The 11,185-nt window shown below is 60.6% G+C and carries 8 protein-coding genes; 3 read left to right on the top strand and 5 right to left on the bottom strand.

Annotated elements, in window-relative coordinates; translation table 11 throughout:
- Positions 1 to 115: 115 nt before the first annotated feature.
- A complete protein-coding gene (locus QD461_RS01530; RefSeq protein ID WP_414086169.1) occupies positions 116 to 1,726 on the top strand; it encodes an AMP-binding protein in 1,611 nt (536 codons plus the stop codon).
- 13 nt (positions 1,727 to 1,739) lie between these two features.
- Here QD461_RS01530 and QD461_RS01525 read toward each other — a convergent pair whose 3' ends face one another.
- The 5 genes from QD461_RS01525 to QD461_RS01505 form a co-directional block, all read right to left on the bottom strand.
- Positions 1,740 to 2,588, bottom strand: a complete 849-nt coding sequence (locus tag QD461_RS01525) for an ATP-binding cassette domain-containing protein (protein WP_414086168.1) — start codon at positions 2,586 to 2,588, stop codon at positions 1,740 to 1,742.
- Positions 2,585 to 3,457 (bottom strand): ABC transporter ATP-binding protein, encoded by an 873-nt coding sequence (locus tag QD461_RS01520; RefSeq protein ID WP_414086167.1) that lies wholly within the window; start codon positions 3,455 to 3,457, stop codon positions 2,585 to 2,587. The genes QD461_RS01525 and QD461_RS01520 overlap by 4 nt, the downstream gene beginning before the upstream one ends.
- A complete protein-coding gene (locus QD461_RS01515) occupies positions 3,454 to 4,347 on the bottom strand; it encodes an ABC transporter permease (RefSeq protein WP_414086165.1) in 894 nt (297 codons plus the stop codon). The genes QD461_RS01520 and QD461_RS01515 overlap by 4 nt, the downstream gene beginning before the upstream one ends.
- On the bottom strand, positions 4,340 to 5,347 hold the full coding sequence (locus QD461_RS01510) for an ABC transporter permease (RefSeq protein ID WP_414086164.1): 1,008 nt from the start codon (positions 5,345 to 5,347) through the stop codon (positions 4,340 to 4,342). Before QD461_RS01510 ends, QD461_RS01515 begins: the two co-directional genes overlap by 8 nt.
- 219 nt (positions 5,348 to 5,566) lie before the next feature.
- Positions 5,567 to 7,102, bottom strand: coding sequence for an ABC transporter substrate-binding protein (locus tag QD461_RS01505; protein WP_414086163.1), 1,536 nt, complete (start codon positions 7,100 to 7,102; stop codon positions 5,567 to 5,569).
- A gap of 358 nt (positions 7,103 to 7,460) precedes the next feature.
- Between QD461_RS01505 and QD461_RS01500 the strand changes: the two genes are divergently transcribed.
- Together QD461_RS01500 and QD461_RS01495 are read left to right on the top strand one after the other, a co-directional pair.
- Positions 7,461 to 9,614: a thiamine pyrophosphate-dependent enzyme gene (locus QD461_RS01500; protein ID WP_414086162.1), complete on the top strand. Its 2,154-nt coding sequence runs from the start codon at positions 7,461 to 7,463 to the stop codon at positions 9,612 to 9,614.
- A gap of 9 nt (positions 9,615 to 9,623) precedes the next feature.
- Complete coding sequence (locus QD461_RS01495) at positions 9,624 to 11,183, top strand: indolepyruvate oxidoreductase subunit beta family protein (protein ID WP_414086161.1); 1,560 nt, start codon at positions 9,624 to 9,626, stop codon at positions 11,181 to 11,183.
- Positions 11,184 to 11,185 lie beyond the last annotated feature (2 nt).

Raw genomic sequence — 11,185 nt, 5'->3', positions numbered from 1 at the left:
ATTTCTTGCTTGAACATTTCTTTCTTCAGTGCGATCTTTTTAGCCATGCCACACATAGGGCCTTGGGGAGGTCGCTGTGATGGGGCTCGATTGATTGCTATCTGGGAGCGAGGCAATGCTGGGACCGACCGGTCATACCGATACATTCACGCGGGACAACCTGCCGCCTTTCGGGGAATGGCCCGAATTGCGAATGGACGGTTTCGACTATCCGGAATGGCTGAATGCCGGCTTCGAGCTTAGCGACCGGATGGTGGAAAAGGGCTTCGGCGACAATGTGGCACTGATCGGCAACGGCCGCCGCCGCACCTATAAGGAGCTTGCGGATTGGACCAACCGCATCGCCCACGCGCTTGTCGAGAACTTTGGCGTCAAACCCGGCAATCGCGTTCTCATCCGCTCCGGCAATAACCCCGCCATGATCGCCTGCTGGCTGGCGGTGACCAAGGTCGGCGCCGTCGCCGTCAATACGATGCCGATGCTGCGGGCAGGCGAACTCTCGAAGGTCGTCGACAAGGCGGAAATTTCCTTCGCACTCTGCGATACGAGACTACTGGAGGAGCTGGTCACAGTCGCCAAGGATAGCCGCTTCCTGAAGCAGGTCGTCGGCTTTGACGGTACCGCCAATCACGATGCCGAGCTCGACCGCATCGCGCTCAACAAGCCCGTTCGTTTCGAAGTGGTCAAAACCGGTCGGGATGACGTGGCGCTACTCGGATTCACCTCGGGCTCGACGGGCGTGCCGAAGGCGACGATGCATTTCCATCGCGATATCCTGATCATCGCCGATGCCTACGCCAAGGAAGTCTTGCAGGTCACGCCCGATGACGTTTTCATCGGCTCGCCGCCGATTGCCTTCACCTTCGGGCTCGGCGGTCTCGTCGTCTTCCCCTTGCGTTTCGGTGCGTCGACGGCGCTGCTGGAGAATGCTTCGCCGAAGAACATGATCGAGATCATCCAGGAATATGGCGCGACCATCAGCTTCACCGCGCCGACGGCCTATCGTGCCATGCTGGCCGCCATGGAAGAGGGGGCCGACCTTTCCTCACTTCGAATCGCCGTTTCGGCGGGCGAGACGTTGCCCGGGCCGATCTTCGAGGAATGGACGCGCAAGACCGGCAAGCCGATTCTCGACGGTATCGGCTCGACGGAGTTACTGCATATCTTCATCTCCAACCGGCTTTCCGATGCTAAGGCGAACTGCACCGGCAAGCCGTTGACGGGCTATGAAGCCCGCGTTGTGGATGAGGATATGAATGAGGTGCCGCGCGGTACGATCGGCAAGCTCGTCGTTCGTGGCCCGATCGGCTGCCGATATCTCGCCGACCATCGGCAGGCAGACTACGTGCGCGCTGGTTGGAACCTGACGGGCGATAGCTTCATTCAGGACGAAGATGGCTATTTCCACTTCGCCGCGCGCTCCGACGACATCATCCTGTCGGCCGGCTACAATATTGCCGGACCGGAAGTCGAGGCTGCCCTTCTTTCGCATGACGATGTGCTGGAATGCGCCGTCGTCGGCAAACCGGACGAGGAACGGGGCCACATCGTTCAGGCTCATGTGGTGCTGGCGCCGGGTGTCTCCGGTTCGGATTTGTTGGTCAAGGCGCTGCAGGACCACGTAAAGGCGATGATCGCGCCCTATAAATATCCACGCTCTATCGTCTTCGTCGAGGCTTTGCCGAAGACGGAATCGGGCAAGATTCAGCGTTTCCGCCTCAAATAGCGGAAACGCATTTTCAGGCTGTGTTCTCCTGTCCTGCATCGCGCCCGAGCCAGTGCGGGTCGATTTCCGGCAGGGGGATGGCATCCAGCAGCATGCGGGTATAGGCGGAGGCGGGTGCGGTAAAGACGCGCTCGCAATCGCCTTCCTCTTCGACGCGGCCATGGCGCAGAACATAGACACGGTCGCAGACGGCACGGATGACAGAAAGGTCGTGGCTGATGAAGGCCATGGACAAGCCGAGGTCGCGCGAAAGCTCCTTCAGCAGATTGAGCACCTGTGCTTGCGTCGAGACGTCGAGGCCGGAAACAATTTCGTCTGCCAGCACGAAATCCGGCTCCAACAGGACTGCCCGTGCGATGCCGACGCGCTGGCGCTGGCCACCGGAAAGCTCATGCGGATTGCGGTCGAGGCAGGCCTGCGGCAACGTTACCCGCTCGAGGATCTTGGCGACGCGTCGCTCGGCGTCTTTCCGGTCAGAAGCCAGCCTATGTAACAGCAATGGCTCCACGAGGATGCGGCGGATGGTATGGCGCGGATTGAGCGAGGCCATCGGATCCTGGAAGATCATCTGCATACGGCGACGTAGCGGCCGCATCTCGGTATCGGGCAGACGGGTTATGTCCCTGCCGTCGAAGTGGATGTTGCCTGCGGCCACATCGACTAGCCGCAGCAGGGCGCGGCCCAGGGTCGTCTTGCCCGAGCCACTTTCGCCGACGATGCCGACCGTTTCGCCGCGGCGGATATCGATATCGACCCCATGCAGCACCTTGATGCCATGACCCGGCGGTCCGAAAAGATGTGGTTTAGCACCATAGGTAACCTCGATGCCTTTTGCCGACAGGAGATTATCGGAAATGTTCATCGGCCACCCTCCGGAATGCCGATCTCGCGGCGCAATTGTTCGAAGACGGCTTGCGGAACCGGTGTTAACCCAGCATCCGGCCGGTCGTAGCGCGGCCCGGCCGATATCAATGATCTTGTGTAGATGTGTCGGGGATGGGTGAGCACATCGCTCGTGCGTCCCTCTTCGATGACCTTGCCGGCGTAGAGCAGGGTGACGCTGTCGCAAATCTGCGCGACGACGCCGAGGTCATGCGTGACGAAGATGACGGCGGTGCCATGCGCCTCCTGCAAGCCACGGATCAGCCGCAGGATCTGTTTCTGCACGGTGACGTCGAGCGCGGTGGTCGGCTCGTCGGCGACAACCATTTTCGGCTCAAGCGCGAAGGCTGCGGCAATCAAGATGCGCTGGCGCATGCCGCCGGAAAGCTCATGCGGATAGGCGCGCAGCACACGCTCGGGATCGCGGATATGCACTTCCTCCAACAGCTTCAGCGACCGCCGCCGAGCGTCGCCCGATGACATGCCCCGCTTCAGCCGCAGGCCATCGGTCAGTTGCGCCTCGACGCGCCGGCCGGGATTGAGCGCCGTTTGCGGGTCTTGCGGGATCAGCGAAATCTCGCTGCCCATGATGCCGCGTAGTTCCCTGGCTGAGAGCGTGAGGAGGTCGCGGCTTTCGAACAGGATCGAACCGTTGGTGATACGGACGCTGCGGGGCAGGATGCCGAGCAGGGCCTTGGCGATGGTCGATTTTCCGGCGCCGCTTTCGCCGACGAGACCGCGCACTTCGCCGCGTTCCAGTGTCATGGAAACATCGCGCAGGATCGGTGCTTTGGCGTCACGGTCGGATATGGCGCTGAGGCCGGTAATGGTGAGAAGTGGAGATGTCATCGGCGCATCACCGGATCGAGGGCGCGGCGCAGGCCATCGCCGAGTTGATTGAAGGCAAGCACCGTCGCAAAGAGCGCGATCAACGGCACGACCAGAACCCACCAGCCTTGATAGATCATCTGCCGGCCCTCGGCGATCATGCCGCCCCAGGTCGGTGTGTCGGATGCGACCGACAGGCCGACGAAGGACAGAATGGCTTCGACGATGACGGCGATGCCCATTTCCAGACTGACAAGGGCAATCAGCACCGGCGTGACATTGGGCAGGATTTCGCTGAAGAGGATTCTGGCCCGCGAAAAGCCGATCGTATGGGCGGCGGTCACGTAATCCATCCGTGCCTGCGCCTGTGTTTCCGAGCGCACGACGCGACAGAAGCGCGTCCAGTCGATGATGACGATGGCAGCGATGACCGAGTGGACGCCGGAGCCAAAGACGGCGACGAGCAGGATCGATAGCAATACGGGCGGGAAGGCCATCCAGATATCGACGAGGCGTGAGATGACCTTGTCGATCCAGCCGCCATACCAGCCAGCGAGGAGGCCGAGCAGCGTGCCGATCAGGGCCGCGAGGCCGGCGGCGACGAAGGCGACCGTGAGCGCGATGCGCGTGCCGAAGATGGCGCGGGACAGCACGTCGCGGCCGAGATCGTCCGTGCCCAGCAGGAAGCTGGGATCGGAACCCTCGATCCATGCCGGTGGTAGGGTGCCGGACATCAGATCCTGCTCCAGCGGATCTTTCGGCACGATATAAGGCGCAAAGATTGCGAGGATGAGGAGGATGAGGATGAAGCCGCCGCCGAAGATCACCTTCGGCTCGGACAGCAGCGCCCGAACGCGTTTCGCCACTCTGGAGGGCGATTGCGGTATGGCGGGCGAGGKGACGTCAGCCATGGGCGAGCCTCGGATTGAAGGCCGCGACCAGGAGATCGACCGCCAGATTGACGAGAATGAAGATGGCGCCGAAGACCAGGACAAGCCCCTGGATCAGCGGCAGGTCGCGGTTGATGACGGCATCGATCGCCATGTTGCCGATGCCGGGATAGGCGAAGATGCGCTCGACGATGACGGTGCCGCCGATGAGGAAGGTGAACTGTACGCCCGTCAACGCGATTGTCGGGCCTACGGCATTGCGTAGCGCTTCCTGCAGCACGAGACGCAACTCGGACATGCCCTTCAGCTTGGCGAGCAGGATATAGTCCTGCACCATGGCCTCGGAGAGTGCTGCTTTCAGCACGCGGGCGATGATGGCGGCGAGCGGTAGGCCGAGCGCCAGGACTGGCATGACCATGTGAGCGCAGATATCGGCGAAGATCGCAAAGCGAAGCGTCACCAGGCTTTCGAGGAGATAGAATGGGGTCGCAAACTGCGCGTCGATGCTCGGGTCGATGCGGCCGGAGAGCGGGAAGAGCGGAAAGAGAACTCCGAGGACCAGAACTAGCGCCAATGCCCAGACGAAATCCGGTACGGCGAGGAAAAGGCCATTCAGGCTATCGATAACAGGCTCGAAAATCGTGCGACGGGCAAGTGTGCCGACGATGGCGACCGCGCCGCCGAGCAGAACGGCCAGAATGAGGGCGGCAAAAGCAAGCTCCAGCGTTGCGGGGAGACGCTCGCCGAGCAAGGAGAGCACATCGCGTTTCAAGGAGATCGACGTTCCGAAGTCACCCATCAGAACCGATTTCAGCCAGATCATGAATTGGGTCGTTAGACTTGCATCAAGGCCGTAATGGGCTCGCAGTGCTGCGATGTCGGCAGGGTTTGCGCCCGGCGAGATCATCATAGCGATCGGATCGCCCGGCACGACGCGCAACAGGACGAAGACGATCAACGCCACTCCGAACAGCGTGATGGCGGCCATGACCAGCCGATTGAGAATGGAAACTGCTATCATTCGTTATGTATTCCGATGGCATTCGCTGCTGCAAATGAAGAAGCCAAGCCCCTCATCCGCCCTGTCGGGCACCTTCTCCCCGTTTTTGACGGGGAGAAGGGGAAGGAGGCACCTGCAGCCTACCCCTAACCGCCTGTTCATGCGAGAAAGCAGAGGTCGTTCCCTCTCCATGCGAGCGGAAAGAGGGTTAGGATAAGGGGCAAAGCCACAAAAGCGATATCAAGCCTTCGACACGAGCGTCGGCTGCAGGGCGCCGGAGACATTCGGCGTGACCTTCAGGCTCGACTTGTAGACGATCGGCTGAGCATATTGCAGCAGCGGGATCACATAGCCTTGCTCGGCTATGTATTTGATCGCCGCTTTCCAGCCAGCAATGCGCTTTGTCTCGTCCTTTTCGCCCCAGAGCGGTCCCAGCATGTCGTCGACATCCTTGGTCTTCCAAGCCGAGTGCGGCGAGGGGCCGAACATGGCGAAGCCCGTAGAGGTCGTCGGGTCGCCGATGGCATTGCCCCAGTTGTAGAAGGCGGCCGGTCCGAGCTTATGCGCAGCGCGTAGCTCGTAATGCTTGGCGATTTCGTAAACTTCGATCTCAGCCTCGATGCCCACCTTGCGCCACATGCCGACGATCGCCTGGATCATCTCGTAGTCCTTCGGCTTGAAGCCGCGGGTGGTCTTGATAGTGAACTTCACCGGCTTTTTCGTCGAATAGCCGCTTGCCGCCAGAAGCTTCTTGGCCTGTTCCGGATCATAAGGGGTCTTGATGGAGGCGTCATAGGCTTCGTATTCCGGCGCTTCGAGCGTCGATAACGGATTGCCGTAGCCGCGCAGCAGCCGCTTGATGATCGCGTCCTTGTCGATCGCCATGTTGGCGGCGAGGCGGACATTCTTGTCGAGCATCGGATCGACATTGCTGATGAAGATCATGCCGATATCGGAGACCGGCGTGGCAACGCCTGCGAGACCGGACTTCTGCTTCAACCGGTCGAAATCCTCATAGGGGACTTCCAGCGTCACGTCGGAAGAGCCGGACTCGATTTCGGCGACGCGGCTCGTCGTGTCGGGCACGAACTTGAAGATGACCGTGTCAAAGGCGGGCTTGCCACCGAAATAGTTCGGGTTCGCCTTCAGGCGCAGATAGGAATTGCCCTCATAGGCATCGACCATATAGGGGCCGGTGCCGATCGGCTTCTTTTCGAAGCCTTCTGCACCCACCTTGGTGTAATAATCCTTCGGCAGGATATAGCCAGTGAGGAAGGCCATCCACTTGAAGAAGGTCGGCTCGAAGCGGACGACATCGCCGGTGATGCGGTTGCCTTCCACCTTGTAGTTATTGGCGGTCGACCAGATGAACTGGATGGGATTGCCGGTTTCCTGCTTGGCGGCGCGCTCCAGCGACCAGACGACATCATCAGGCGTGAACTTAGAACCGTCATGCCAGGTGACGCCTTCGCGGACGTCCATCCAGACCTTGGTCTTGTCGTCGTTCCAACCCCAGGCGGTCAGCAGGCCCGGCTGGAACTTCAGATCGGGTCCCTGCCCAATATACTGGTCGAAGATCGAGCGATAGATCGCCTGGATCGTCGGGTTGACGGCGGAGGGGCCGGTCGTCGGATCGAAGGATGGCAGGTTGACGTTGAAGGCGATGGTTAACGTGCCGGCCTCGGCAGCTTCGACAGGCGTTCTGCCTGCGAGAATCCCAGTAATAAATGCTGCTGCGCCGAGGCTCAGGGCCTCACGCCGTGTAAGCTTAGTCATGGTCACTCCGTTCCCCTGTTAAGCGGCAGAAAAAACATGACGCTCGCCTGCCGCTGGCGATTTATTGTCGGAATGTTTTAATCCTAAAATATGTATTTCGGAGCGGCAAGCGCTTTCTCTGGTTCTTTCAAAAAATCCGGCCCGCATTTGGCACATATATTCCATGCCTATGCATATATATGCGCTGCTGGCCGTTATTGAGCGATTTGGGATTGAGGAGAAGAATGCGTTGCTGTCGCCTTCAATCGGCAATCCATTCAGCGGTATCGCATATTTGTTCGTTGACAGTTCGAGGAAGTTCAAAATATGATTTTGCAAATGATTTAAAGAAGCCCTCAAGGGCGAAGGGGTAACGACGATGGCCGAGCGATCATTTGCGCGCGAGGTCGAGGATCTGAAGCTCGGGGAAGGCGATGTCTTCCGCGGCGAGGGTATTCTCGCGATCACCAAGGCACTTCTGCAGTCCGGCGTATCCTATGTCGGGGGCTATCAAGGATCGCCGATTTCCCATCTCATGGACGTGCTGGCCGATGCCAAGGACGTGATGGAAGATCTGGGCGTTCATTTCGAGACGTCGGCATCGGAAGCGGCTGCCGCCGCCATGCTGTCGGCCTCCGTCATGTACCCGGTGCGCGGTGCCGTCACCTGGAAATCGACGGCAGGCACCAATGTTGCCTCCGACGCTCTTTCCAACCTGTCTTCGGGTGGGGTCACGGGTGGCGCACTGATCATCATAGGTGAGGATTACGGTGAAGGCTCCTCGATCATGCAGGAGCGCAGCCATGCCTATGCGATGAAATCGCAGATGTGGCTGCTCAATCCACGTCCGAACCTGCCGTCGATCGTGCAGGCGGTCGAGGAGGGTTTCGAGCTTTCGGAGGCGTCCAATACACCTGTCATGTTGCAGGTCGGCATCCGCAGCTGCCATGTGCATGGCCAATTTGTCGCCAAGGACAACAAACGCCCGGCCTATACGCTAAAGCAGGCGCTGGAAAAGCCGATCCGTGACGTCAACCGCATCGTGCTGCCGCCGGCATCCTTCCTGCACGAGAAAGAAAAGCTGGAGAAGCGCTGGCCTGCGGCCGTCGATTTCATCAAGAAGCGGCAGCTCAACGAATATTTCGGCCCCTCCGAGGGTGAGGTCGGCATTATTCTGCTTGGAGGCGCCTATAATGGTGTCATGCGCGCGCTGCAGCAGCTCGGTCTTGCAGACGTTTACGGCAATTCCGCCGTGCCGCTCTATGTCCTCAATGTCGCCTATCCGCTGATCGACGATCAGATCGCAGAGTTCTGTGCGAATAAGAAGGCGGTGCTGATGGTCGAGGAGGGGGCGCCCGAATATATCGAGCAGTCCCTCAACACCATCCTGCGCCGCCGCGACATCCAGACCAAGATTGCGGGTAAGGATGTCCTGCCCATGGGCGGCGAATATACCGCCCCCGTATTGATGAAGGGCATCAAGAACTTCCTGGAAGTTCACCAGCGTGTGCTGCTCGGCAATCAGCCGCCGCTGCCCGACCCGACGCCGATCCTCAACGATCCGAAGATCAAGGCGCTGGCCGAGGTCGTGCCGCCGCGTCCGCCAGGCTTCTGCATCGGCTGTCCCGAGCGGCCTATCTTCGCGGCGATGAAGTTGGTCGAAGGCGAACTCGGCCAGCATCACATCTCCGGCGATATCGGCTGCCACCTGTTCTCGATCCTGCCGCCCTTCAACCTGGGCAGCACGACCATGGGTTACGGGCTCGGGCCGGCCGCCGCCTCGGCTTTTAATGTGGCGGCAGACAAGCGCGCCATCTCGGTCATGGGCGACGGCGGCTTCTGGCACAATGGTTTGGCGACCTCGGTCGGCAATGCCGTTTTCAACAAGCAGGACGGTGTCATCCTCGTCGTCGACAACTATTATTCGGCGGCGACCGGGGGACAGGACATACCGTCTTCCCGCGCGCTCAATCCGCGCCGCAAGACCAACAATTCCATCGTCAATGCCGTTAAGGGCATCGGCGCCACCTGGGTGCGCCAAATCGACCGCACCTATGATGTCGGCAAGATGCGCGACACGTTGCGCGAGGCGCTGACATCGAAGGAGCCAGGGCCGAAGATCATCGTCGCTTCTTCGGAATGCATGCTTAACAAGCAGCGCCGCGTGAAGCCGCAATTCGCCAAGGCTGTCAAGGACGGCCGGCGCATGGTCAAGGAGCGCTTCGGGGTGGACGAAGACGTCTGCACAGGCGATCACGCCTGCGTCCGCCTGTCCGGCTGTCCCTCGCTCTCGGTCAAGCATACCGACGATCCGCTGAAGGACGATCCAGTGGCGGCGATCGATAATAATTGCGTCGGCTGCGGCAATTGCGGCGAGGTTTCGGAGGCTGCGGTGCTCTGTCCCTCCTTCTACCGTGCCGATATCATTCACAATCCGACAAGTTGGGATCGCTTTGTTGCCCGCCTACGGTCCCGCGTCATCGGTTGGCTGCAGGCACGCCGCCGCGCCGGCCGCATCGTCTTCGCAGATTGAGAGGGCGATATGAACGAGCATGTGAGCATGAGTGATCTCGGCACTAGCAGACTTTCCACGGACAAGCCGCTGTCGCTTGCCATTCTCGCCATGGGCGGGCAGGGCGGCGGCGTGCTGGCCGACTGGATTGTCGGCCTCGCCGAAGCCGAAGGCTGGATGGCGCAGACGACGTCGGTGCCCGGCGTGGCGCAGCGAACGGGTGCGACGATCTACTACATCGAGATGCTGCCGGCCCGCGATGGCCACGCGCCGATCTTTTCGCTGATGCCGACACCCGGCGATGTCGACGTCGTCATGGCGGCCGAACTGATGGAGGCCGGCCGTTCCGTGCTGCGCGGCCTGGTCACGCCGGACAAGACCGTGCTGATTGCTTCGACGCATCGCTCCTTTGCTGTGGGCGAGAAGGAGAAGCCGGGCGATGGCATCGGCAACCCGGAGGTCGTGGTCGACGCTACGGATTTCGCCGCCAAACGCACCATCGCCTTTGACATGGAGACGCTCGCCGTCAAGAACGGCAGTGTGATTTCCGCATCCATGTTTGGCGCTCTGGCCGGTTCCGGTGCGCTTCCTTTCGCAAAGCAGGCCTTCGAGGCGATGATTCGTGCCGGCGGCAAGGGTATCGAGCCCAGCCTAAAGGCGTTCAATGCCGCCTTCGAAAGGGTGAAGGAAAAGCCCCGCGACGCTGTTTCCGCAACGCCGCCGAAGCATTTCGACGCTCTGCCTGAGACGGCCGGCCACCCGGCACTCGACCGGCTGGTCAATCGCATCCGAGCGGAGTTTCCTGAAGTGGCCCACCCGCTGCTGTTTGCCGGCGCCAAGCGGCTGACCGACTATCAGGACCCGGCCTATGCTGACGAATATCTAAGCCGCGTCGCAACCCTTCATGCGCTGGACCGTAAAGCGGACGGTGCAACCAAGGACTTCGCCTTCACCGTGCAGGCGGCAAAATATGTCGCCGTTGCCATGGCTTATGACGATGTCATTCGCGTTGCCGATCTGAAAGTGCGCGGTTCGCGCTTTGAGCGGGTGCGCAAGGAGGTCGGTGCCAAGGACGACCAGCTCGTCTACATGACTGAATACATGCATCCGCGCATGGATGAGGTCTGTGGCACCATGCCGAAAGGCGTGGGCCTGTGGATCGAGAACCGTCCACGCCTGTTTGCCCGGCTTGACCGCTTCGTCAACAAGGGCCGACGCGTTCAAACTGGTACGCTGTTCTGGTTCCTCGGCCTCTACATGGTCTCTGGGCTGCGGCGCATCCGCCGCGGTACGCTGCGCCATTCTCGCGAGGTCGAGCATCGCGAGGGATGGCTCACCGCGGCTTCCAATCTGCTCACGGCAAATTACGATCTCGCAGTTGAGGTGCTTGGCAATCGCCGCCTCGTCAAAGGGTATTCGGATACGCATGCGCGCGGTCTGTCGAAGTTCGATCGCGTCATGTCGGCGCTGCCGATGCTACGGGATCGTGAGGACGGCGCTGCGTGGATGAAGCGGCTGCGGCAAGCGGCGCTGCTGGACGAGAAGGGTAGCGCTCTCGATGGCGCACTGAAGACCGTAGAGACGCTCTGACA

Source organism: Rhizobium sp. BR 314, assembly GCF_047445805.1.
Taxonomy (GTDB): domain Bacteria; phylum Pseudomonadota; class Alphaproteobacteria; order Rhizobiales; family Rhizobiaceae; genus Rhizobium; species Rhizobium lusitanum_B.
This window is presented reverse-complemented; position numbering and strand designations above follow the sequence as displayed.